Annotated in this window: 24 protein-coding genes; 15 read left to right on the forward strand and 9 right to left on the reverse strand. The window is 46.5% G+C overall.

Going from position 1 to position 24,147, the window contains the following annotated elements:
• Positions 1-118: 118 nt before the first annotated feature.
• From GV030_RS01785 to fmt, 4 genes are all read right to left on the reverse strand, one after another.
• Positions 119-916 (reverse strand): SDR family oxidoreductase, encoded by a 798-nt coding sequence (locus GV030_RS01785; RefSeq protein ID WP_159579209.1) that lies wholly within the window; start codon positions 914-916, stop codon positions 119-121.
• Complete coding sequence (locus GV030_RS01790) at positions 913-1,293, reverse strand: hypothetical protein (RefSeq protein WP_221413268.1); 381 nt, start codon at positions 1,291-1,293, stop codon at positions 913-915. The genes GV030_RS01785 and GV030_RS01790 overlap by 4 nt, the downstream gene beginning before the upstream one ends.
• 4 nt (positions 1,294-1,297) lie before the next feature.
• Positions 1,298-1,798, reverse strand: a complete 501-nt coding sequence (locus tag GV030_RS01795; protein WP_159579213.1) for a dihydrofolate reductase — start codon at positions 1,796-1,798, stop codon at positions 1,298-1,300.
• A 96-nt stretch (positions 1,799-1,894) separates the two neighbouring features.
• The gene (gene fmt, locus GV030_RS01800; RefSeq protein WP_185155822.1) at positions 1,895-2,833 is read right to left on the reverse strand and encodes a methionyl-tRNA formyltransferase; all 939 of its coding nucleotides are present in this window, start codon (positions 2,831-2,833) and stop codon (positions 1,895-1,897) included.
• 78 nt (positions 2,834-2,911) lie between these two features.
• Between fmt and GV030_RS01805 the strand changes: the two genes are divergently transcribed.
• The 3 genes from GV030_RS01805 to GV030_RS01815 are packed head-to-tail and all read left to right on the forward strand — an operon-like array spanning position 2,912 to position 4,487.
• Positions 2,912-3,259 (forward strand): PadR family transcriptional regulator, encoded by a 348-nt coding sequence (locus GV030_RS01805; RefSeq protein WP_159579215.1) that lies wholly within the window; start codon positions 2,912-2,914, stop codon positions 3,257-3,259.
• The gene (locus GV030_RS01810; RefSeq protein ID WP_159579217.1) at positions 3,256-3,867 is read left to right on the forward strand and encodes a hypothetical protein; all 612 of its coding nucleotides are present in this window, start codon (positions 3,256-3,258) and stop codon (positions 3,865-3,867) included. The genes GV030_RS01805 and GV030_RS01810 overlap by 4 nt, the downstream gene beginning before the upstream one ends.
• Positions 3,864-4,487, forward strand: coding sequence for a hypothetical protein (locus tag GV030_RS01815; RefSeq protein ID WP_159579219.1), 624 nt, complete (start codon positions 3,864-3,866; stop codon positions 4,485-4,487). The genes GV030_RS01810 and GV030_RS01815 overlap by 4 nt, the downstream gene beginning before the upstream one ends.
• A gap of 3 nt (positions 4,488-4,490) precedes the next feature.
• On the opposite strand, the gene GV030_RS01820 is transcribed toward GV030_RS01815, so the two are convergent.
• Positions 4,491-5,651 carry an exo-beta-N-acetylmuramidase NamZ domain-containing protein gene (locus tag GV030_RS01820; RefSeq protein ID WP_159579221.1) on the reverse strand — a complete coding sequence of 387 codons (1,161 nt, stop codon included), beginning with the start codon at positions 5,649-5,651 and terminating at the stop codon, positions 4,491-4,493.
• A 39-nt stretch (positions 5,652-5,690) separates the two neighbouring features.
• Here GV030_RS01820 and GV030_RS01825 point away from each other — a divergent pair, with 39 nt between their 5' ends.
• Entirely contained in the window at positions 5,691-6,908 is a 1,218-nt protein-coding gene (locus GV030_RS01825) for an FtsX-like permease family protein (protein ID WP_159579223.1), read from the forward strand.
• A gap of 4 nt (positions 6,909-6,912) precedes the next feature.
• On the opposite strand, the gene GV030_RS01830 is transcribed toward GV030_RS01825, so the two are convergent.
• Together GV030_RS01830 and GV030_RS01835 are read right to left on the reverse strand one after the other, a co-directional pair.
• Complete coding sequence (locus GV030_RS01830; RefSeq protein WP_159579225.1) at positions 6,913-7,662, reverse strand: polyprenol monophosphomannose synthase; 750 nt, start codon at positions 7,660-7,662, stop codon at positions 6,913-6,915.
• Between the two features lie 96 nt (positions 7,663-7,758).
• Positions 7,759-9,153, reverse strand: a complete 1,395-nt coding sequence (locus tag GV030_RS01835; RefSeq protein WP_159579227.1) for an arginine decarboxylase — start codon at positions 9,151-9,153, stop codon at positions 7,759-7,761.
• A 144-nt stretch (positions 9,154-9,297) separates the two neighbouring features.
• Between GV030_RS01835 and GV030_RS01840 the strand changes: the two genes are divergently transcribed.
• The 10 genes from GV030_RS01840 (at position 9,298) to GV030_RS01885 (ending at position 20,501) form a co-directional block, all read left to right on the forward strand.
• A complete protein-coding gene (locus GV030_RS01840) occupies positions 9,298-10,212 on the forward strand; it encodes a dimethylarginine dimethylaminohydrolase family protein (RefSeq protein ID WP_159579229.1) in 915 nt (304 codons plus the stop codon).
• Positions 10,209-11,144, forward strand: coding sequence for a citrulline utilization hydrolase CtlX (gene ctlX, locus GV030_RS01845; RefSeq protein ID WP_221413269.1), 936 nt, complete (start codon positions 10,209-10,211; stop codon positions 11,142-11,144). The genes GV030_RS01840 and ctlX overlap by 4 nt, the downstream gene beginning before the upstream one ends.
• A 9-nt stretch (positions 11,145-11,153) precedes the next feature.
• Entirely contained in the window at positions 11,154-12,941 is a 1,788-nt protein-coding gene (gene argS, locus GV030_RS01850; RefSeq protein WP_159579231.1) for an arginine--tRNA ligase, read from the forward strand.
• Positions 12,942-12,957: 16 nt separating this feature from the next.
• Positions 12,958-13,863: a 1,4-dihydroxy-2-naphthoate polyprenyltransferase gene (locus GV030_RS01855; protein ID WP_159579233.1), complete on the forward strand. Its 906-nt coding sequence runs from the start codon at positions 12,958-12,960 to the stop codon at positions 13,861-13,863.
• A 76-nt stretch (positions 13,864-13,939) separates the two neighbouring features.
• Complete coding sequence (locus tag GV030_RS01860; RefSeq protein ID WP_159579235.1) at positions 13,940-14,791, forward strand: universal stress protein; 852 nt, start codon at positions 13,940-13,942, stop codon at positions 14,789-14,791.
• Between the two features lie 201 nt (positions 14,792-14,992).
• Positions 14,993-15,850 carry an ATP phosphoribosyltransferase gene (gene hisG / locus GV030_RS01865; protein ID WP_159579237.1) on the forward strand — a complete coding sequence of 286 codons (858 nt, stop codon included), beginning with the start codon at positions 14,993-14,995 and terminating at the stop codon, positions 15,848-15,850.
• A complete protein-coding gene (hisD, locus tag GV030_RS01870; RefSeq protein WP_255465462.1) occupies positions 15,850-17,205 on the forward strand; it encodes a histidinol dehydrogenase in 1,356 nt (451 codons plus the stop codon). Before hisG ends, hisD begins: the two co-directional genes overlap by 1 nt.
• The gene (hisC, locus tag GV030_RS01875) at positions 17,135-18,181 is read left to right on the forward strand and encodes a histidinol-phosphate transaminase (protein WP_159579241.1); all 1,047 of its coding nucleotides are present in this window, start codon (positions 17,135-17,137) and stop codon (positions 18,179-18,181) included. Before hisD ends, hisC begins: the two co-directional genes overlap by 71 nt.
• A gap of 68 nt (positions 18,182-18,249) precedes the next feature.
• Complete coding sequence (gene hisB, locus GV030_RS01880; protein ID WP_159579243.1) at positions 18,250-19,344, forward strand: bifunctional histidinol-phosphatase/imidazoleglycerol-phosphate dehydratase HisB; 1,095 nt, start codon at positions 18,250-18,252, stop codon at positions 19,342-19,344.
• A gap of 14 nt (positions 19,345-19,358) precedes the next feature.
• Positions 19,359-20,501, forward strand: a complete 1,143-nt coding sequence (locus tag GV030_RS01885) for an alpha/beta hydrolase-fold protein (protein WP_159579245.1) — start codon at positions 19,359-19,361, stop codon at positions 20,499-20,501.
• 18 nt (positions 20,502-20,519) lie between these two features.
• On the opposite strand, the gene GV030_RS01890 is transcribed toward GV030_RS01885, so the two are convergent.
• Together GV030_RS01890 and GV030_RS01895 are read right to left on the reverse strand one after the other, a co-directional pair.
• Positions 20,520-23,147 (reverse strand): ABC transporter permease, encoded by a 2,628-nt coding sequence (locus GV030_RS01890; RefSeq protein ID WP_159579247.1) that lies wholly within the window; start codon positions 23,145-23,147, stop codon positions 20,520-20,522.
• Positions 23,144-23,467 carry a PadR family transcriptional regulator gene (locus GV030_RS01895; RefSeq protein ID WP_159579249.1) on the reverse strand — a complete coding sequence of 108 codons (324 nt, stop codon included), beginning with the start codon at positions 23,465-23,467 and terminating at the stop codon, positions 23,144-23,146. The genes GV030_RS01890 and GV030_RS01895 overlap by 4 nt, the downstream gene beginning before the upstream one ends.
• 206 nt (positions 23,468-23,673) lie before the next feature.
• On the opposite strand from GV030_RS01895, the gene GV030_RS01900 reads away from it, so the two are divergent.
• The gene (locus GV030_RS01900; RefSeq protein ID WP_159579251.1) at positions 23,674-24,090 is read left to right on the forward strand and encodes an OsmC family protein; all 417 of its coding nucleotides are present in this window, start codon (positions 23,674-23,676) and stop codon (positions 24,088-24,090) included.
• Positions 24,091-24,147 lie beyond the last annotated feature (57 nt).

A 24,147-nucleotide genomic window follows, 5' to 3' on the forward strand; every position in this document is an offset into this window, starting at 1 on the left:
GGACTTTATTTTGACATACAAGACCCCCGGCAATACATGACTATCCTGAGCCTGACCGTAGGTGGAAATCAGGATAAGGAGAAGCGTTAACCAGTATGTAGGGCGTTTTATCAAAGTATTAAGTGACGGCAGTTTTCCTGATGATTTTAGAGAAAAGCCCTGGTACAAAGCGTTTCAGGTAAATGCCGGTGACCTCCCGGAAGCCACCAATATAGACTTCTTCCTTGTCGCGCTCTACGGCTCTGATTATTTTGGCAGCACATTCCTCTGGTGACAGGCCATTGTCCTGAGCATTGTCCATTTTATCTTGTTTGCTACCGTCACCCATCAATGCATTGAAGCTGATTTTGGTTTTCACATAACCAGGCAAAATGATGCTCACTTTGAGCCCGTCTGCATGGTGTTCCGCCCTGAGGGCATCATAAAAACCATGTAGTGCATGTTTGGAAGCGGCATATGATGATCGAAAAGGAGTACTGACGATCCCAACGGCCGAGGTGATAACCACCTGATGGCCTGACTTTCTTTTGACCATTCCGGGTAGCAGTGCTTTCGTCAGGGCTATGGTCCCAAAGTAATTGACCTCCATGATTTGGCGGTCTACTTCCATCTTGGTGTGGATGACTTTGTCACGCTGGCTGATCCCACCGCAACTGACCAGAATATCGACCCGATCGAAAAAAGATTCTGCCTCTTTGGCCTTTTGGGAGATGGCAAATGCATCGGCCAGATCCAAGGGTAGAATGCGGATGTTTTCCTGATGGCTACATGCAGATTTTACACGATCCAGCTCTTCTTTTCTTCGGGCAGAAAGGATCAGCCTGGCGCCCGCCTCTGCCATTTGATAGGCCAATGCCTCACCAATACCAGAGGAAGCTCCGGTGATCATGATTACCTTGTCCGCTATTTTGGTCATTCCGTTTTAGGCTTTTTGTTTTCCAGATATACCCAGATGGTGTATACCCCAAGGGTAGTTCCGATGGGGATGTTGAATAGTGAAAGACAACCGGAAACCATCATAGTCGTCAATCCCCATTTCTTGTTGTTGAGTTGTGCTATACCACCTATGATGGAGGGTAGTGGTACGATCACAAAGAGTACAAACATCACGCTCCTAATGATCAGCATAATCCCTTTCACCAAAAGCATTGTTTCATCACTGTTGTCTTCTATCTCTGCCATGATGAAAGGCAGGAGGGTATTGGCCAATAGGCTAATAAACGTAAAGATGAGAATGTGGAAAGTTCCATATATGATGTGAAGGATGGCGAGTAGTCTTTTGTGTGCGTCCATGACGTTACTTTTTCTCATAAATTACAAAATCGAAAGCAAACTTGTGCTTTTCGTCCACCGGATGATGTAGTCTGGATGTTTCTTTCCAGAGTTGATGATCAAACTCAGGAAAAAAAGTATCACCGTCAAAGGTACCGTCGATCTCCGTAAGGTAGATCTTATCGGCTACCTCAAGCCCCATCTGATAGATCTGACCTCCTCCAATGATGAATGCTTCAGGTTCGTTGTTTTCCCTGGCTATCTGCAGTGCTGCTTCCAGGCTGTTGACTACCTGAGATCCTTCAGCATCAAAAAAATCTTTCCTTGTGATTACAACATTTGGCCGGTTGGGTAAGGGGCGAAACCTTGGCGGAAGGGATTCGAAATTCTTCCGGCCCATGATCACATGATGACCTTCAGTGGTTTGTTTGAAATACTGAAAATCATCCGGCAGGTGCCAGGGAATGTCATTGTCTTTCCCTATTGCTCTGTTGGTGCCCATGGCGGCTATCATGGATATGATCATAAATAACTTAATGTTGTGTGACTCAGCTTCAAAGAAAAGTAAACCCAGGGATAACCGCACTTCTTATCGACGGTTTGTTGGAATTGCTCGTTGAGATTATTGGACAGCCGGAGGATTCCAGTGGTAGCCCCTCAGGAACTCACCCACCGTCATGCGCTTTTTCCCCTGTAGCTGTACTTCGGTAAGGTTGAGAGAGCCATTGGCAGTACCCACATCCAGGTAGGTTTTGCCATCGGAATGAAAAGTCCCAGGTGAGGATTGATGGTTCCTTGGCGATTTCTCCGCACCATATACTTTGAACGTCAGTCCATCCAACGTGGTCCAAGCGGCGGGGTATGGGCTCAGTCCCCGAATGAAGTTTCGAACCTGCTCAGTTGGTCTGTTCCAGTCAATTTCACAATGTTCCCTGAAGATTTTGGGTGCATGCTTGGCTTCTGTGGGAGTCTTTTGTGCTGCCAGCTGGTAATCACCTGTTTCAAGTGCGCGTACTGTTTTTACCACTAACTCAGCGCCAATGTTCATCAGGCGTTCGTAGAGTGTGCCCACATTATCCTCTTGATGGATGGGTTCTTTCACCTGGAAAAGGATGTTTCCGGTATCTATTTCGTGCTGGAGTTTGAAGGTGGTCACACCAGTCTCGGTTTCTCCATTGATAATGGCCCAGTTGATAGGAGCAGCACCACGATAATCGGGGAGGAGCGATGCATGTAGGTTGTAGGAGCCCAGAGGGGGCATACTCCACACGGTTTCAGGAAGCATTCTGAAGGCTACCACTATTTGTATATCGGCATTGTAGTGCTTTAACTCCTCCTGAAAGGTCTGATCCTTGAGATTGGTAGGCTGCAGCAATGGGATCCCCTGACTGACGGCATAGTCTTTAACGGGAGAAGTGCCCAGTTTTTTGCCTCTTCCCTGAGGTTTGTCAGGTGCGGTGACCACCGCCACCACTTCGCAGCCTTCTTCAACGAGCCTTTTCAGGCAGGGTACGGCAAACTCCGGCGTACCCATGAATACAATTCTCAACTTTTCCTTCATTGCTGGCAAAGCTAGTGGATTCATTAAATCTTTATAAATCATGTTTTGATACATCATATATCTATGTATATTAGCTCTATGTATTCAAAAGAATTGCTGAAAGGAACAATAGGGGTGATGGTATTGAAGTTGCTCGAAGAAAATGACCGGATGTATGGGTATGAAATTTCTCAGCGGGTAAAGGCGCTGACGGATGGTAAAATCCTCCTCAAGGATGGTTCATTGTATCCGGCGCTGCACAAGCTCCTCAAGGATGGAATACTCGGATACGAGGAGCAGCGTATAGGGAAGCGGGTGCGCAAGTACTATTTCCTCACCAGCAAGGGAAAAAAGGAGAAGGATGTTTTGATGGCTGAGATGAAGGATTTCATTCTGACCATCCAGAAAGTAATTTTTAATGAATTTAACCCGGGACTAGTACCATGATCAGTGATGAACAAGTAGATTTTATCGCAGAGGAAATCAGAAAGGCGAACGTGAAAAACGAAGCATTGCGTGATGATTTGATTGATCATATGTGCTGCCTGGTGGAGATTGACATGGATCGGGGGGTGCCTTTTGATGAGGCTTACCAGCGTGCCTACCATCAAACCTCGCCTAATGGCTATGGAGAGATACAACAAGAAACTGTCTTTTTACTTAACTATAACAAAATCATGAACATGAAACGACTCACTTACATTTCGGGGTTTACTTTTACACTGTCTCTGACTGCTGGAGTTTTTTTAAAACTGTTGCATTTCCCTGGGGCACCTGCTTTGCTGGCGATAGGGATGTGCGGTATACTATTCGTATTTCTGCCTATGCTCATTGTGCTTCGATACAAACAGCTCGCCGTTCAGGTGCTCTCTGAGCGATTGAAGTGGATTTTTGGGGTGCTCTCCTTTGTGCTCTTTATGGTGGCTTCCTGGATGAAACTGACCCACCTGATGGGCGCAGGAGTGATGCTGGGGTTGAGCTTCTTCGTGTTTGGTTTTGGGTTTCTCCCTTTTCTTTTTTTTAGAATGTACAAAGCTTCAATTGAAAAGCCATGATGATTCTGATGCGAATGGAGGTACCCGGTATTTTGATGTTTTCGCTGGGATTTGGTTTGAAGTTCTTCCACATACCTCACAATGCCGTCCTGATGCTATTAGGCCTGTTGTGTCTTTTGTTGTCGTTGATGGGTGCGTTGATGGGAGGAGAAGGTGCCCAAAAGCGTCCGGTTACCAGGCTATCTGTTATACTGTCATTAGCAGCGCTGCTATGTGTAATCAAGTTTTTTCCGGTCAATGATTATATGCTCCTGCTTGCTGCTTTGGCCTTTTTATGGACGGTGTATTTGCTCGTTGGTAAGAAGGTGAAATTAAATGCCATCCACTACGTTTCGCTTTTGGCACTTGCTTTCACGGTGTTTTTCAGGTTTGGTGTGGATAGAAGCGATCGCTATTTCATTCTTAACCTCAAGTACAGTGTTGAGCAGAGCACGGATTTCATCACTTGGGACAAGTATAGTTGGATGCTTTATCTGGATGAGCGGGCGGACGAATCACTCCAGGCTTCTGAAAAGGCCTTGTCTATTGCTCAGCGTGTGGATGCGGATAAATACTGGCTGGATCTGATTGATGGCCATGGAGTGGCCATACGTGACAAAACATGGGAGCGCTATCACTAGCGCTCACTCGGCATACAGGAGATAGTTTTTTCTAAGCTTCCTGTAGGCCTCCAGATCTTTCTCCCAACTGGCCTTTATCTCCTGTTCAGACCAGCCTGCTTCTATTTGTTCTTGAAGCGAACCCGTTCCTGCCAGCTTCAGAAAGTAGTCATTAAAGAAAGAGTTTTCGGTTTTTCCCTTCAGGTCCTGATAAAACTGGATCAGGTATTTCAAAGTAAACCCATAGTTGATTGGCTGATGGGTCAGGTCGAGTCCAAAGCATCGCTCCCCTTCCAGTGGAGGGTATTTGGAACCTTCGTTGGGAGTGGGTGTGAAAGAGAAGCTGGAGTCACTATAGAGTGGGTGCCCAATGATTTGAAATGGAAAATCGGTGCCTCTACCGACAGAAACCACTGTGCCTTCAAATAGGGCCAACGAAGGATAAAGCGCCACAGCCAATTCATTGGGGAGGTTAGGGGACGGTCTGACAGGAAGAGTGTAGGGCATGCTGTGATCCCAGTTGGCTACCGGAATGATACTCAGATCGCATTGGAGTCCATTGCCTAGCCAGCCTTCACCATTAATCATACCGGCCAATTCTCCCAGGGTGAGACCATGCACAATAGGGATGGGGTGAGCCCCCACGAAAGAAGTAAACGCGATATCCAGCACAGGACCATCGATGTAGCTTCCATTGGGATTGGGTCTGTCCAGAATGAGTACAGGCACCTTTTCCCGGGCACAGGCTTCCATCAGGTAAGTCATGGTGCTGGCATAGGTATAAAATCGTGCACCCACGTCCTGAATGTCCACTACCAGCAGATCCAACGATGCTACTTGTTCTGGGGTAGGCTTGCGATGTGCCCCATAAAGCGAGATTAGTTTGAAACGTTCGGTGTATTCACCCTCGATTTTTTCACCATCGGGTTTGTTGCCCAAAAAACCATGCTCCGGACTGAAGGCTGTGCTGATTTGAATACCCAGAGAAAGGAGCGTATCTGCAAGATGTGTCTGACCAACCAATGAGGTGTGGTTCGCAAAAAGGCCAATTTTTTTGCCCTTAAGCTGCGGTAGGTATTGATCCAACTGACTGGCTCCGGGCAGAATCTGTACGTTCTCTTGTGACTTTGTTTCGCATGAAAGGAAGAAAAGTAAAAAGATCGGTATCAAAAACTGCTTGACCATAGATATCTTGTAATATTGCACAGTCAAAAATAGTCATCTTTGAGTCTTCCGTATTTCATATCCCGACGTATCTCCAAAAATAAGACCGGATCCTTCTCCACGGTGATCAATAAGATAGCTGTGGTGAGTATTGCAGTGGCTCTGGCAGCGTTGATCTGCACCTTTATGATTTTGAAAGGGTTTGAGGATACCATCAAGCAGAAGATTTACAGCTTCAGCGGACATTTGATTATCAGCAAATACACACTTTCCACTTCTTTTGAAAACTCGTCGATAGTGGTGGAAGATTCCTTGATGAATGGACTGAGGGCGCTTCCGGGAGTGGATTATCTCCAGACCTATGCATATAAGGCGGGTCTACTCAAGACCAACGATGAGGTACAGGGAGTGATCCTGAAAGGGCTCGACCAGAGCTTTGATACCACTGCATTTGCAATGCACATGGTGGATGGGCATTTTCCTAAATTTCCTGAGGAGGGCTACGGCACAGAGGTGGCGCTGAGTACTAAAATCGCTAATTATTTAAGTTTAAAAGTGGGCGATGAGGTGCTGGTGTTCTTCATTCAAAATCCACCCCGCTACCGCAACCTGAAAATCACCGGTATCTATGAGACCGGGCTCGAGGATTTTGATGAAAAGGTGATCCTGGGTGATATTAACCTGGTCCGTCGGATCAATGGGTGGGGAGAAAATACCATTGGAGGGATTGAGGTTTTTCTGAATGATCCAGAGACCATGGACGAAGCTGAAACGATGGTTTTTGAGGCGACAAGTTCTGACCTGTATGTAGATAAAGTCAGTGATAAGTATGTGCAGATATTTGACTGGCTGAGATTGCTCAACAGGAATGTGGTCATATTTTTCAGCCTGGTGCTGTTTGTGGCCGCCTTCAACATGGTGTCTATCCTTCTGATCCTCATTATGGAGCGCACCCAGATGATAGGTGTTCTGAAGTCCCTGGGCGCAGCTAATGGCTTGCTCCGACGAATATTCTTCGTCAATGGGCTTGGTCTGATTGTGAGGGGAGTGTTTTGGGGGAATTTACTTGGACTCTCGTTTTGCTGGATACAGGATCGATACAAACTCATTCCATTGGATCCTGCTAATTACTACATGAATCATGTCCCTATTCAGTTTGACCCTACAGCGGTGATTTTGCTTAACCTATTTGTGATTGTGATGACAGCCATAGCCTTGTTCATTCCACTTTCGGTGATTTCAAGGATCAATCCGATCAAATCCATTCGATTCGACTGAGAAACTACCGGATTAAGCTTTGATGTGGCTCGTACTTTCTGAAAAGACTTCTGATTTTCATTTCCAGTACCCCGAAAACGGCTTCCTTAAAGATTCCTTTTGACATTTTTGAGCTGCCTTTGGCTCGTTCGGTAAAGATGATGGGCACCTCCACTATTTTGAAGCCATGCTTCCAGGCCGTAAACTTCATTTCTATCTGAAAGGCGTAGCCTATAAAGCTGATTTTCTCAGGGTCGATGGTTTCCAGGACAGACCGATGGTAACATTTAAATCCGGCGGTGGTATCCATGATAGGTATACCGGTGACCAGGCGTACATAGATGCTGGCAAAATACGACATCAGTACCCTGCCCATAGGCCAGTTGACCACATTCACTCCTTTGATGTATCGCGAACCTATGGCCAAGTCGGCACCCTCATCTGCACAGGTCTGGTACAGGGAGATGAGATCCTGAGGGTTGTGTGAGAAGTCTGCATCCATCTCAAAGACATAGTCGTAACCATGTTCCAAAGCGTACTGAAACCCCCTGATGTAGGCAGTACCAAGCCCCAGTTTCCCTGCACGCTCTATCAGATGTAGTTTTTCAGGCCACTGTGTCTGTAGTTCCTTCACAATCTCCGCAGTGCCATCCGGTGATCCGTCATCAATAATCAACAAATCAAAAGGAACAGCCAAACCCATCACTGCAGCAGTGATTTCACGGATGTTATCTTTCTCATTGTAGGTTGGTATAATGACCAGATTCTTGTGCACGTTACGAATTGATTAGAGGGGACAACATAGCGCCATGTCTCAATAAATGCATTGAGGCAAAAACACTTTACTCAAATAAAACAAAATATAGAGGAACTACCCCTTCGTGTACCCTAAAATTTTCATCATAGATTCACTTTCCTGCTCTGGTGCGAAGAGCTCCGAACTGACTTGTCCATTAGCATCCTTTCTGATGATGACATGTTTTGGAGCAGGAATCAGACAGTGCTGGATACCACCATAGCCACCCAGAGACTCCTGGTAGGCTCCAGTGTGGAAAAAACCAAAATGCAGCGTCTCCTCATCATCAATGCGTGGGAGGAAGACTTCACCGATATGAGCTTCAGAATCGTAGTAGTCCTGGCTATCGCAGGTGAGCCCGCCGATGTTTACCCGATGATGAGGGTTATCCCAATGGTTGATTGGGAGCATGATGAATTTTTCATTCAGTCCCCACACATCAGGCATATGCGTGATGAAGGAGCCATCCATCATATACCAGAGCTCTTTGTCGTTCTGAAGTTTCTGATCGAGGATGGAGTAGAGGGTAGCTCCACTCTCGCCCACGGTAAATGAGCCAAATTCCGTCACGATGTTGGGTACCGGCACATGATTTTTCTGGCAAATCCATTTGATGTTGGCCACAATCTGATCAGCCATGTAGGCATAGTCAAATTCGAAACCAAGTGAGTTTTTGATCGGAAAGCCCCCACCGATATCCACAGTATCCAGGTCAGGACAAATCTTTTTCAGTTCGCAGTATTTGTAAATAAACCTGCTGAGTTCACTCCAGTAGTAAGCACTGTCCTTGATGCCGGTATTAATGAAAAAATGCAGCATCTTCAGCTTGGCCTTTGACCCGGCAATCATTTCCTTATAGTGTGGCACAATGTCGTGATACCTGATGCCCAGTCGGGAGGTATAAAAAGCAAAGTTGGGCTCTTCATCCGCTGCAATGCGTATGCCCACCTTGAAATCTCCCTTGATATTTTGATGATAATGAGCCAGTTCATTGAGGTTGTCTAGTACAGGGATGGTGTTTGTAAAACCATCATTGATCAGGTCGGAAATGTACTGCAGATAAAGTGGTCTCTTAAATCCATTGCAAACGATCATTCTATCCTTACTCAGGAGCCCTGACTTATTGAGGTTTCGGACGATCGGAATGTCATAGGCACTGGAGGTCTCAATGTGAATGTCGTTTTTCAGTGCTTCCTCCAATACAAACTGAAAATGGGAAGATTTGGTACAGTAACAATAGCGATAGGTACCATCGTAGCTATTTTTCTGAATGGCATCAGTAAAGATCTTCTTTGCGAACTGAATGTTCTCACTGATCTTAGGAAGGTATGACAGCTTCAGAGGCGTGCCATATTCTTTGATGATCTCCATGAGGTTTACATCATGAAACCAAAGTAGATTATTTTCCACACGAAATTCTTTGGTGGGAAAATAGAAGGTTTGCTCAATTAGATCAGAGTAGCTTTTCATTTCGGATTAATTCAGTCTGTTACAAAGAGGCACAATGATCACAAAAAAATCACAATTCTCACCCCTTACAATATTAATAATTGATGTCTGCCGAATATGTTTTCGATCATTTAGCTTTGCCGTCTTGTTTAACAACATGACCAAATGATCAAGCTAAACATTAAAGACGAAACTTCACCCCTTGAAGCTGTGATATTAGGCATAGCAGATAGTTTCGGCGGCACCCCAGATTTAGCAGACGCATATGACCCCAAGTCTGCAGAGCATATCAAGGCAGGTACCTATCCAAAGGAGTCTGATATGATCCCTGAGATGGAGGCCTTTAACCGCGTATTTGAAAAGTACGATGTGCAGGTTTACCGCCCTGAATTACGAACCGATCTCAATCAGATTTTTGCACGAGATATCGCGTTTGTGATTGATGACTATTTTTTCAAATCCAACATCCTTCCCGACAGGGAGCCTGAGTTGGAAGCCATTGATTACGTAATCAGCCAGATGGACCCCGATAAGGTCATCAAACCTCCAGACCAGGTACATGTGGAGGGAGGAGATGTGATGGTTCATGGTGATTATCTATTTGTAGGTACTTACAAGGGGCCGGATTACCCCGGCTTCATCACAGCTCGCACCAACATGGAAGGTGTTCAGTTTCTAAAGGATTTTTTCCCTCAGAAGACCGTCAGGGAATTTGATTTGAATAAGTCTAATACCATTGCAGAGGACAACGCCCTGCATCTGGATTGCTGTTTTCAGCCCGTAGGGAAGGACAAGGCTATTATCCACAAAGAAGGTTTCCGACAGGAATCCGACTATCAGTATTTGGTAGATTTGTTTGGCATGGAAAATCTCTTTCACATCACCAAGCGTGAGATGTACCATATGATGAGCAATGTGTTCTCGATCGCCCCGGATGTGGTGGTGTCGGAGCGAAATTTCACCCGACTCAATGAGTGGCTGAGAAGTCATGGGATCACGGTGGAGGAGATACCCTATGCCGAGATCGCCAAGCAGGAAGGGCTGTTGAGATGTTCTACTTTACCCCTGAGAAGAAAATGAGCAAGCAGATCACAAATACCCTGATGATGATACGACCGGTTGCCTTTCATATGAATGAGCAGACAGCGGTGAATAATTATTATCAAAAAACCATAGCCGGACTGTCAAAGGAGGAGATTCAGGAGAATGCCCTGTCGGAGTTTGATGGCTTTGTTAAAAAGCTCCGTGCAGAAGGTGTGGAGGTGCTGGTCTTTGATGATACGCTGGAGCCTGAAACTCCCGATTCTATCTTTCCCAACAACTGGGTGAGCTTTCATGAGTCAGGTGAGGTAATTCTTTACCCTATGTATGCAGAGAATCGGCGACTAGAGCGCCGGGATGACCTGCTGGCTGATCTTGGTAAAAACTTTAATATCACGACCATCTCAGGCTATGTGGACTGGGAGGCTAAAAACAAATTTTTGGAAGGGACGGGAAGTTTAATTCTCGACCGACAGCATAAAATCGCCTATGCGGCCCTTTCTGAGCGCACCCATCCGGAGGTGCTGAAGGAGTTTCAGAAACACACCGGATTTGATATTGTGTCGTTTCAGGCCAATCAAACTGTTAATGGTGAGCGATTGCCGATTTACCATACCAATGTGATGATGTGCCTGGGAGAGGAGTTTGCCCTTATATGCGCTCAGAGTATAGATGATGAGTTGGAAAAAAGTGCGGTGATCCGTTCTTTTGAAAACACTGGGAAGGAAGTCATTTTTATCACTGAGGAGCAAAAGGAGCGCTTCGCCGGAAACATGCTGCAGGTATTAAATGATAAAAATGAACGGTACATCGTCATGTCAGAGTCCGCTTTTAAGTCTCTGGACGAAGCCCAAAAAGATCAGTTGAGCAAACATGGTAAACTGCTGTATAGCTCTCTGGATACCATTGAGTGTCTGGGTGGTGGTAGTGCCAGATGTATGATGGCAGAGGTTTTTTTGCCTAAGAAATAAAACATAAGCATGGAGTTAATTGAGAAGGAATTAAAGCAGGAAATCGTAGCAGCATTTAAAAGCTTATTTGATTTCGAGTTGGACGCCGATAGTTTTTCATTGCAGCCAACCCGGAAGGAATTTGAAGGAACACACACTTTGGTCACTTTTTCTTATCTGAAACAGACTAAAAAAGGACCTGAAGAATCTGGTCAGTTGATCGGTGAGTACCTCAAAAGCCATACTTCGCTTGTAAGTGATTACAATGTGGTGAAAGGGTTTCTGAACCTGTCCATTTCAGATTCCACCTGGCTGTCGGCTTTCGATAAGATTCATCAGGATGAGCACTTTGGTACGTTCTCCCGAAACGGGCAAAAGGTGATGGTGGAATTCAGCTCACCCAATACCAACAAGCCGCTCCACCTGGGGCACCTGAGAAACAACTTCCTGGGAGACTCTGTGGCTAAAATACTGGAAGCCAGTGGGTGTGAGGTGATGAAGGTGAATCTGGTGAACGATCGGGGAATCCACATTTGTAAGTCCATGTTGGCTTATGAGAAGTTTGGCAATGGAGAGACACCGGCCAGCTCGGGATTGAAGGGGGACCACCTCATAGGTAAGTATTATGTGCTTTTTGATAAAGAATACAAAAAGGAAATAGAGGGGTTGGTACATCAGGGTATGGATCCTGAGGAGGCCAAAAAACAGGCGCCACTGATTCTGGAAGCTCAGGAGATGCTCAAAAAGTGGGAAGATGGAGAGGAGAAGACCGTTGCGCTTTGGCAGAAACTGAATGACTGGGTGTTTGAAGGTTTTGATGCTTCGTATCAGACCATGGGCATCACGTTTGATAAGATATATCATGAGTCACAAACCTACCTGCTGGGCAAGGATATCATCCAGGAAGGCCTGGAAAAGGGGGTCTTTTTTGAAAAGGAAGACGGCTCTGTGTGGGTGGACCTGACGGCCGAAAAGCTGGATGAAAAGCTCGTACAACGGGGAGATGGTACTTCTGTGTACATCACTCAGGACATTGGTACCTGTGAGCTCAAGCATGATGATTTTCCTTTCGAAAAATCTGTTTATGTAGTGGGTAATGAGCAGGATTATCACTTCAAGGTGCTTTTTAACATCATGAAGAAGCTGGGAAGACCTTATGCAGACGGACTCTACCACCTGTCATACGGAATGGTGGACCTGCCATCGGGCAAAATGAAATCCCGCGAAGGCACCGTGGTGGATGCTGACGATATCATGCAGGAGATGTTTGATACTGCTGAGCGCCAAACCCGCGAATTGGGCAAAATAGAAGGACTCACAGAGGAAGAAGCCGAAGCGCTTTACCGTACCCTAGGGTTGGGAGCGATCAAATACTTCCTGTTGAAAGTAGACCCGAAAAAGCGAATGCTGTTTGATCCACAGGAGTCTATCGAGTTTCAGGGAAACACGGGCCCTTTTATTCAATACACACATGCGCGTATATCTGCGATCTTACGCCGGGCCCGGACACTTGAGGTGCCAGCAGAGTTTGATACTACAGGTATTACGCTGCACCCCAGAGAGCTAGAACTTATTCACAAACTCACCGACTTTCCCAAGACCATTGCAGCCGCCGCGAGGGACTATTCTCCCGCACTGGTAGCTCAGTATGTGTATGACCTGGCCAAGGAGTATAATGGGTTTTATCAGGAGGTGCCTATTTTCAATGAAGAACAAAAAGAGGTGGTCGGACTGAGGATAGCACTGTCTAAAGCGGTGGCTCAGGTGATCAAACGATCCATGGGGCTCCTGGGTATCGCCGTACCTGATCGCATGTGATGAATTTGTACCCAGCATGAAAAAGATTAAAGCCTGGATACAGGCATTCAGATTCCGAACCTTGCCGTTGGCATTTTCCTGTATTTTCATGGGGGCTTTCCTTGCCGCGTCCAATGGCTTTTTCAACTGGCCTATTCTCATATGGAGTCTTGTTACCACATTGTTTCTTCAGGTACTTTCCAATCTGGCCAATGATTATGGTGATGCTACATCCGGTGTGGACGGGGAGCATCGTACCGGCCCGAAACGTACGGTATCAGCGGGCCTCATCTCTCAGAGTGCTATGAAGAAGGCTTTGATTGTCTTCTCTCTGCTTTCGTTGTGTTCGGGTCTGTGGTTGATCTTTCTGTCTTTTGGAGACAGATGGACTGAAATCATTGTTTTCCTGGTTCTGGGATTAGGCGCCATCGTTGCGGCCATCAAATATACTGTGGGTAAGCGGCCCTATGGATATGCGGGGTTTGGGGATTTGTTTGTGCTCATTTTCTTCGGATTGGTGGGCGTGGGAGGTAGTTATTATCTGTATGCCCATACGTTGAACCTTTTGATATTGCTGCCGGCATTGAGCTGTGGTCTGCTGGCCGTGGGCGTTCTCAATGTGAACAACATCCGCGACATTGAATCTGATAAGCTGGCAGGCAAGCACAGCATCCCTGTAAGGATAGGCAGGGTCAATGCCATTGTATACCATTGGATTTTGCTGAGTCTGGCCATGGTATCCAGCTGTGTTTATGTGTCTATTGTGAATCCCAGAGGGTTTTCCTTTCTTTTCCTTGTGGTGCTTCCTATGCTCTTTTCCAATGCACGGGCAGTCAAAATAAAGAAAACATCTGAGGGCCTTGACCCGTTTTTGAAGCAGTTGGCTTTGACTACACTGATTTTTGTCATACTATTTGGTATAGGTCAGGTGCTGTTTGGCTGACAAATATCAAATTGTAAAACACACAGATTTGATTAACTTAGAATCAAATCCAAAATTTTAAAATAATCAAAAGGCCATGAAGAATATTCTAGTACCATATGACTTTTCAGATGTAGCTCACCATGCACTTAACTTCGCTACAGATCTTGCCCGAAAGGGTAGTGATTGCAAGGTCACACTGATCAATGTCATAGAACAACCCACTCCTGACACCATCAAGACCATGGGGATCGTGGGGCACGACCCAATGCAGAGCCTTTACATCAAAATGCTGATTGATACCGCAAAGGGAAAAATGGAGGCCATCATGGCAGATTCCAGCTATAAGGACATTACGTTGAAATATAAGATAGTCCTTGGTCAGCCTTTCAAGGAGATCTCTGAAGAAATAAAAACTTCTGGTATCGAATTGGTAGTAATGGGTACATCTGGTTCTTCTGGCGCTGAAGAGTTTTTGGTAGGATCCAATGCTGAGCGGATGGTACGTTATTCCAAATGTCCCGTGATCACCATAGCCAAGGCTACCAGTGCGAGCGATGTGAAGGATATCGTGTTGGCATCCAACTATCATGATGTGCCAACTTCCTTTGTGGAGCATGTGAAGAAGCTGCAGAAAATATTCGGAGCAAAACTGAGAATGGTAAAAATCAATACTCCGGCGAGTTTTACATCTACTCGCCACGACCGCAAACAGATGGAAGAGTTTATCTCCAAGTTTGGAATTGAAAACTATACTCACGAGAGCTACAACTTCTCTAATGAAGAAGATGGAGTGATCGCTTATGCAGAGGATATCGGGGCAGATCTGATTGCTATTGGAACCAAGCAAAGAAGAGGAGTGGGGCATTTTCTGGCAGGAAGTATTGCTGAAGATGTGGTCAATCACTCTCAGGTGCCAGTTTGGACCTTTGGATTGGACAACGCATAACAAAAAAATAACCCCGCATCGACGGGGTTTTTTTATATACTATTGATTTTATCAAGATTTCAGTTATACATTTGCTGACATGACATACGCGCTGCATCATCACCCCCATCATTGCTCTTAAGGCATACTCTCTCTGAGTAAATAAGATCAATTGCGCATATATCTCTCATACAAATCTCATTTCATTTCATAATTTCCCTTATGTCGAATCTAAAAGTAGCCATTCAAAAATCTGGCAGACTAAGCGAAGACTCATTGAGGCTCTTCAAAGAATGTGGTATTAAGTTTAACAATGGTGCCAAAAAGCTGAAGGCACAATCTTCCAATTTTCCCATCGAATTCCTTTTCCTCAGGGATGATGATATTCCGGGGTATGTAGAGGATGGAATCGCCGATATTGGTATTGTTGGTCAGAATGTTCATGAAGAGTATCAGAAGCAGATAGAGGTGGTCAAACATCTGGGGTTCTCCAGGTGCCGTCTTTCTTTGGCTGTACCCAGAGAGGAGAAATACAGTGATATTTCATTTTTTGAAGGCAAAAATATCGCTACTTCCTATCCTAATATCCTCAAGAAGTTTTTGGATACGAAAGGGATCACCGCTGAGATCCATCAGATCAGCGGATCAGTGGAGATCGCACCGGGCATTGGGTTGGCAGAAGGAATCTGCGATATTGTGAGTTCCGGCAGTACCTTACTCAGCAATGGGCTCAAAGAAGTGGAGACCGTGATGAAATCGGAGGCCGTGATGGTAGCCGATAGCAAGCTGAGCGACGAAAAAAGAGTGTTGCTGAATCAGCTCATTTTCAGAATCAACTCGGTACTGGAAGGGAAAAACAATAAGTATGTTTTGCTCAATGCGCCCAATGATTCACTGGACAAAATCATTAGTCTGCTGCCTGGAATGCGGAGCCCGACCGTTTTGCCGTTGGCACAGGAGGGTTGGAGCAGCATTCATTCGGTGATCAATGAGGATGATTTTTGGGAAAACATAGAGAAGCTCCGGGAGGCAGGAGCCGAAGGTATATTAGTCGTTCCAATTGAAAAAATGATCAAATGATCCCCGTTTACGAAAACCCGGAAGGCGAGCAGTTGGTAGAAATACTTCAGCGACCTTCCTATGATTTTTCTAAAATAGAAAAGGTGGTCGAACCTATTCTCGAAAAGGTAAAGCGAGGTGGCGACAAAGCCCTGCGAAAACTGGCTCTGGAGTATGATCACGTAGAGTTGGAGGATCTTTGGATTTCGGAGGAGGAGTTTGCCTCTGCCGCTGACGAAGTGCCCGCCACCCTCAAGGAAGCCATTCAGATTGCTTATCAGAATGTGAAGAAATTTCATGAAGCCCAACGCCAGCAGCAGTTGGTGATGGAGGTGATGCCGGGGGTGGTGTGCAGCCGTCGTTCTGTTCCCATTCAGAAAGTAGGGCTCTATGTACCCGGCGGATCAGCACCTTTGTTTTCTACGGTGCTCATGTTGGCCATTCCTGCGAAAATAGCAGGATGCGAAGAGATTATCATTTCCTCTCCGACCAACAGATTGGGTAAGATTAATCCGGTGGTGCTCTATACGGCACAGCTGGTAGGGGTGAGTAAGGTGCTGAAGCTTGGAGGTGCCCAGGCCATCGCAGCGATGGGGTATGGTACTGCCTCTGTTCCTAAGGTAGATAAGATATTTGGCCCGGGAAACCAGTATGTGACGGTAGCCAAACAAATGCTGGCCAAGCAGGATGTAGCCATTGACATGCCCGCCGGTCCTTCAGAGGTCATGGTGGTAGTGGATAAGAACTCAGATGCTGTATACGCGGCGTCCGACCTATTGGCACAGGCAGAGCATGGCCCTGATAGTCAGGTGATTTTGGTGTCGACCAGCCTGAAGAAAGCAGAGGAAATCAATAATGAGGTGGTCAGGCAGTTGGCAGGTTTGAGCAGGAAGAAAATTGCGGAGAAGGCCTTGTCCAAGAGTGCCATTATTGTGGTGGAAGGCAAGAAGGAGGCGTTGAAGATTGTGAATGATTATGGCCCTGAGCATTTGATCATAAGTATTGAAAAGGCCGAAAAAATGGCCGAAAAAGTGGTGAATGCAGGCTCTGTATTTGTGGGAGAATACACCCCAGAGTCGGCAGGGGATTATGCCTCAGGGACCAATCACACCTTGCCTACCAATGGGTGGGCCAGGTCATTTAGCGGGGTGTCTCTGGATAGTTTTGTGAAAAACATTACATACCAGCGGATTACCAAAGAGGGACTTTTACTTTTAGGCCCCACCATTGAGCGCATGGCGGAAGCCGAACTGCTCGATGCACACAAAAATGCAGTTACTGTCAGACTAAACAAATTAAGAGAAGATGGGATCACCGGAAAACCTGATAAGGGATCACCTGAAGGAGGTGAAAGCTTACTCTTCGGCAAGAGATGAATTTGAAGGGGAAGCTGAGGTCTTCCTGGATGCCAATGAGAATTCATTGGGCTCCGCCACCGAAGTGCTGTACAATCGCTACCCAGATCCACACCATAAGGCGCTGAAGCAGCGATGGTCTGAAATCAAAGGCATCAGCACGGATCGGATATTTTTTGGAAATGGCAGTGATGAGCCGATTGATTTATTGATTAGACTATTTTGTGAGCCCAGACAAGATCACATTATCACCATGCCTCCTACGTATGGGATGTACAGTGTGAGTGCGGCTATCAATGCTGTAGAGAACGTATTGGTGCCACTTACGCCCGATTTTCGCATTGACTTTAAGGAACTCAAAGAGGTTTGGAACGGTAGCTCCAAGCTCTTGTTTTTGTGTTCGCCCAATAACCCCACCGGAAATCTGCTTTCCAGAGAAATTATTCTGGATATCCTTAAGAGCTTCCCGGGGATAGTGGTGGTGGATGAAGCCTATATCGACTTTTCTTCTGAACCAAGCTGGATTGCCGAGCTGGAGCATTACCGAAACCTGGTGGTTCTCCAAACTTTGAGCAAGGCGTGGGGAATGGCGGGTATCAGAGTGGGGGTGGCCATGGGTGATCCTTTCGTGATCAGTATGCTTGAAAAAATCAAACCACCTTATAACCTCAGTTTGGCCAATCAGACCCTGGCGCTGGAGGCTTTGTCGCATGAGACGAAGAAAATAGATCAGGTAAAGATATTGCTGGAGGAGCGGGACAAACTAAAAGCAGTGCTGGCTGACCTATTGCTGGTACAGGAAGTGGTGTCAAGTCATGCCAATTTCCTGCTCGTGCGATTTGAAAGGTCTGACGAACTCTTTGACTACCTGATAGGGCACAAGGTCATTGTGAGAAATCGAACCAAAGAATTGCATTGCAAAGGTTGCCTGAGGATTACTGTAGGCACACCAGCTGAAAACAGCAGGCTCGTGGGCTTGCTTCATTCTTTTGAGTAAAAGCTATTTCACTTATTGAAAAGCACTGCCTCACGGTAGTTTTAGTTTAGTTCATTTAATTTGTATCCATGAGACCAATCCTTTTTATAGACCGTGACGGCACTATCAATGCCGAGACAGCAGACGAACAAATCGATCACATTGACAAGCTCAATTTCCTACCCGATGTGTTTTTTTACCTGAGAAAAATTCAGGCTGAATCCAACTATGTGTTAGCTATGGTCACCAATCAGGATGGTCTTGGTACAGATGCTTTTCCTGAGGATACCTTCTGGCCGGTGCATAATCTGATCATGAGGACCCTGGAGAGTGAGGGGATCAAGTTTGATTCTGTGCACATAGACGAACATTTCCCAAAGGACAACCACCCCAATAGGAAACCGGGTACGGGCATGCTCACGCAATATCAGGATGGTACTTTTGATCTCAAAAACAGCTATGTCCTGGGAGATAGGGCCACTGATGTGCAGCTGGCAAGAAACCTGGGGTGTAAAGCCATCCACATAGCTGAAGAGGCCGTAACCGATGCTGAGTTGACCACCGCCAGTTGGAAGGAGATCTATGAATATTTGATTTTGCATCCCAGAAAAGCTTCGGTACAGCGAACCACCAAAGAGACTGATATCGCCATAGCGGTGAATTTGGATGGTGCCGGGAATACTTCCATAGAGACCGGGCTTGGTTTTTTTGATCACATGCTGGATCAGCTGGGTAAGCATGGCGGCATTGACCTGACTGTGAAGGTAAAGGGTGATTTGCACATAGATGAGCACCACACCATAGAAGATACGGCGCTTGCGCTGGGTGAATGCTTTTTGAAGGCCCTGGGTGATAAAAAGGGAATCAACCGGTATGGGTTTTTACTGCCCATGGACGATGTGTTGGCTCAGGTAGCCATTGATTTTGGCGGTCGTCCCTGGCTCGTATGGGAGCCGGAGTTCAAAAGAGAAAAAATAGGAGAGATGCCTACTGAGATGTTCATGCATTTTTTCAAATCCTTCTCAGATACCGCCAAATGTAACCTCAACATCAAAGCTGAGGGAGACAACGAACACCATAAAATCGAAGGGATCTTCAAGGCATGGGCTAAGGCCATCAAAATGGCCATTAAGCGGAACCCGGATGAGATGAGCAGCCTCCCAAGTACTAAAGGAGTGCTTTGAACATGTCACTTGAAATGATGCTGGTAAAATGCGCGCTATTCCTGATTGCCCTGACTGTGAGTTTTGCAAGCTCGGGACAGGTAACGTTTCTCATTGAAAGCCTGCCGGATAATCATCCCGAAGGGGATTCTATTTATATAGCGGGTTCGTTCAATGGGTGGAATCCGGCGGACGGTGATTTCTTATTGCAGAAAGGTGACCAACCCTACATCACCCTCGATGGCGATGCTCCCATTGCATTTAAGTTTACAAGGGGAAGCTGGGCAACCGTAGAGGGGAATGCATCTGGTGAGAAGATCGAAAATCGGAGTTATTCCTTTACCGGGTTGCCTGATACCGTCATCGTGAGTATTGCCTCATGGGAAGACTTGTCAGGCACAGCCAATCCAGTGAGTTCTACACGTGCGTCAAATGTGACGACTATTGACCAGTTTGAAATACCTCAGCTCAATAGGTCCAGAAGGATTTGGATTTACTTACCCCCGGATTATACAGAGAGCGATGATCGGTATCCGGTTATCTACATGCACGATGGACAAAACGTTTTTGACGCGGCGAGTTCCTTCTCCGGGGAATGGGGTGTGGATGAAGCGCTCAATGAACTTTATGAGCAGGAAGGTTTCACAGCGATGGTGGTGGCTGTAGACAATGGTGGTGACAAAAGAATTGATGAATACGCCCCATGGTCCAACGCAGATTATGGAGGTGGAGAAGGTGTAGCTTATGTCGATTTTCTGATAAAAACACTCAAGCCACTTATAGATGATCATTACAGAACAAGGCCGGAGGCTGCTCATACGGCCATTGTGGGGAGCTCATTGGGTGGATTGATTTCCTACTATGCCGGCATGAAATATCCGGAAGTATTTGGCAGGGTAGGAGCTCCATCACCAGCTTTTTGGTTTAATCCGGAGATTTTTGATTTTACAGATACGGTAGCACTTCATCCCAAGACCCGACTATACCTCTCGGCTGGAGGAGCTGAGGAGGCTTCCACAGCCACCAATATGACCAGGATAGCTGATCAGCTCGTTTCGCGGGACTTCCCAAAGGATCAGATTCATACCGCGGTGCACCCCGATATGCAGCACAACGAATCCTACTGGCAGTCGATTGTTGCAGAGATGGTGAGGTGGTTGATGGACAATTCGAATTAAAGTTGCGATTTCAAACACCTACTCATGCCTCAGATTGGATGCAGGATTTTCCCTGGTTACCCGAAAGGTTTGCCAGTAGATAGCCGCAAAACCAACTAGGAAAAGGAAAGCGATGCTGAGCACCATTTCCGGTAGGCCCAACCCATCACTATAGCTCAAAAAGACTCTTAGTAAGACCATGTCATAAAAGAAGTAGGAGAAGGGAATAGCGATCACTGCGGCGATCAGGATGAGTTTCACGAAATCTTTTGTCAGGGTGTAGTAGAGGCTGTTATTGGAAGCACCCATGATTTTCCTGATGGCAATCTCCTTGGTACGGTTCTCGGTAGTGTAGGAGACCATCCCCAGTAGGCCCAGGCAGGAAATGACGATGGCTAAAGCGCTTAGAAACCCAAAAATTTTGATCTGGATGACCAGAAAGTAGTAGGCCTGTTCAATTTTGTCATCCAGAAAGGAGGCCTCAAATGAGACTTTTTGGTCGATGCCCGTCCAGATGGCGTCCAGGTCATTGATTGTTTTCTTGATGTCTTTGGAGTGAACAGTAAGGAGAGCGAAGTTGCTTTCTGCGAGTGAATATAGGAAAACCAGAGGTTGAATGAGTTCATTCAGCGGTTCAAAATTGAAATCTTTGAGCACCCCTACAATGCGGCACCTGGTGCCATCACCCAGGGAAAAAACAAGTGAATCTTGCTGAGCACCAAACACGGCCATGGACCTGAGAAACTGCTCATTCACCAGCACCAGCTCCTCGTTTCGAGTAGACCGTTGTTGGTTGCCACTTTCTCCCCATGTGAGGGTCATGCCCATATTCTCAATAAAATCCTCACCTATGAATACCTGATGGACGGTGAGGGTGTCTATTTCATTAGGTGTGATGTCCACCATGATGGGGAGTGGGAGTCCGGGTAGGTTGGAGGCAGCAGTAACCGCCTTTACATCCGGGTGAGTTTTGAACTCATTGATGACCACTTGTTTGTCAATGTTTTGAAAAGGGACCGCCAAAATGTTGTCTGACTGAAACCCGTGGTTGTAGTTGAGGACATAGGCATATTGCTTAGTAATGGCACCCACCCCAATGATGAAGACCAGTGACACGAAAAACTGAAAAACAAAAAGCCCCTTTCTGATCCCCGAAACACCACCCGATCTGCTCTTAATTTCGCCTTTGATGGTATGAATGGGGTTGAGCCTGGAGAAGTACATTGCCGGGAAGATTCCCGCCACAATCCCGATGATCAGGCTGAATAGAATGAATACCGCTAGCACAGACAGACTGAGCGAAGTGTCCAGTGAATCTGCGCCGATGATCATGGTGAGAAATTCCGTCTGTATGAGTTTGAAAATGAAAATGGAACCAATGAGCGCCAGGAACGTGAGCAGGATGGTCTCCACAACAAACTGCGCCCGGATCTGATTTTTTTCGGCACCCACTACCTTTCTGATGCCTATTTCTTTTGCTCGTCTGAGTGCTCGGGCGACGGAGAGGTTGGTATAGTTGAAAATGGCTGGCATAAGAATGAGCAGCCCCAGCGCCATGAAGAAAATCATGGTGGGCAGGTCCCAACCTACTCCCAATCCGTTGCTGATGCTCCAGGAAGGAATAATGCGTGCGAGTTTGGTCGATTCCAGGATAATGCTCCGATCGGGGTTGAACTCTGAGGCCCTAGCACTCACCTGTGCAAGGGCGTCACTCAGCGCTTCGGGTGAAGTATTGGGTTTTAGTAGGAGGTAGACATAATTATTTCGATAGGTTTTCCAGTCAGACTGCAGGTTCGTTCCTGCATGTAGTATTTCATAAGTCTGATGGGAGGTGAGTACCTGAAAGTAGAAATGGGTTTGCTTCAGGTCTGCCATCACTCCGGTGACCCGGTAAGTTCCTGTCGCTGTTTCAAGGGTCTTGCCCATGGGATTGACATCCCGAAAAAGCGTTTCGGCCACTGATTTGGTCAAAACGATGCTGAAAGGTTCTGCCAGTGCGGTTGCGGGATTACCGCTGATCAGCGGGAAGCTGAACGTCTCGAAAAAGGAAGAACCCGCAAAGTACCCATGGAAAGACATGAGGTTACCCTGATGGTGGATTTCGGGATTGAATCCACTTTTTATCTTGATGACCTGCTCAATAAAGGGATACTTTTCACCCATATAATCACCTACGGCATTGAACGTGGAGGCATACAGGTCCTTTTGATTGCGGTCAGCTATTCGGGTGTTGACCTGGAAAATGCGATCCTTCTGAGTGTGAAACTCATCGAATCGAAAAATGGACACAAACATGGAAAGTGCCAGAAGGCATATAGACATGCCGAGGGCCAGTCCCACGATGTTGATGACCGTGAAGAGCTTTTGTTTCTGAAAGTTTCTGATGGCTATTTTGAAATAATTCTGGAGCATGGCCATGGAGTTATTGGGGTAGTAGGTGGAGTAGGAGGCTGCGCGCTTGCGCTTTCTGAGGGCATATGAAAACAGGAGTGAGCAGACCTGTAGGCTGTAGATCCATTGTGACCTGCGTCTTCCTTTGGTCTGCAGATTGTAGACAAACTGCTCATCCAGATCGCCGAGGAGATCTTCTGTATCGGCCGATCCGGCCCACCATTGGAAGATCCTTTGGGCAAGCCGTGGGGGGGAGGGTGTGCGTGATTTCTTCATATCGACAGGTTCACTTTGGCGTTGGCCCAGAGTTCGTCGCGGAGTGCTTTCATGTCATTCAGGCTGGCAATTCCACTATTGGTTAGCTCAAAATAGCGCTTTCTGCGCCCCCCACGTTCCCTGGTGGGTTCGCCGAGATGGGAGGTGATGTAGCCTTTTTCTTCCAGACGGGTCAGGGTGGAGTGCATTCCGCCCATGCTCAGGTTGCGTCCCGCTCGTTCGTTGATGTCCCTGATCAGGGCCAGTCCGTAAGCATCGCTGCCCAGATTGGCTATGGTGAGTAAAACAAGCTCTTCGAATTCGCCCAGGTATCCTTTCATGGTATCTTTCTATTTGTGAGATAATATAGGGATACGGCGGGAGGGTGCTATATGTTTCTGTTTTTGAGATTAAATATTTTAATTCTTTGTTGTTGTGAGTCAGACTTTGGACAAATCAGCGGGAAATGGATGTTCTGAGCAAACAATTTACGAAATTGTATCTTTCACAGATAAGGGATTTTTAATCACCTAAAATAAACCACGATATGAAATTTACACGAAATGCCAGTGCCAACTGGAAAGGAACAGGTAAGGACGGGAAAGGAACTATTTCCACCGAAAGCACCACTTTGAAGGATACTCAGTATTCTTTCAAGACAAGATTTGAAGATGGGGTGGGAACCAACCCCGAAGAGCTGATAGGAGCGGCGCATGCCGGATGCTTCACTATGCAGTTGAGCTTTCTGCTCAGTGAGGCCGGGTTTCCTCCGGACGATCTGGACACGGCAGCCAAAATCACCTTTGAGGATGGCGCCATTACCATGAGCCACCTGGAGCTGAAAGGCAAAGTGGCCAAGATTTCGGCCGCTCAGTTTCAGGAGATAGCCGAAAAGGCCAAGGAGATTTGCCCGATTTCCAAGCTACTCAATACCAAAATCACCCTTTCGGCTACTTTGATGTGAGCAGGAAGAGAAGCTGAGACTAAAAAGCGCATGTACATGCGCTTTTTTAGTTTTGGG

Source organism: Marinoscillum sp. 108 (assembly GCF_902506655.1).
In the GTDB taxonomy this organism is placed as follows: domain Bacteria; phylum Bacteroidota; class Bacteroidia; order Cytophagales; family Cyclobacteriaceae; genus Marinoscillum; species Marinoscillum luteum.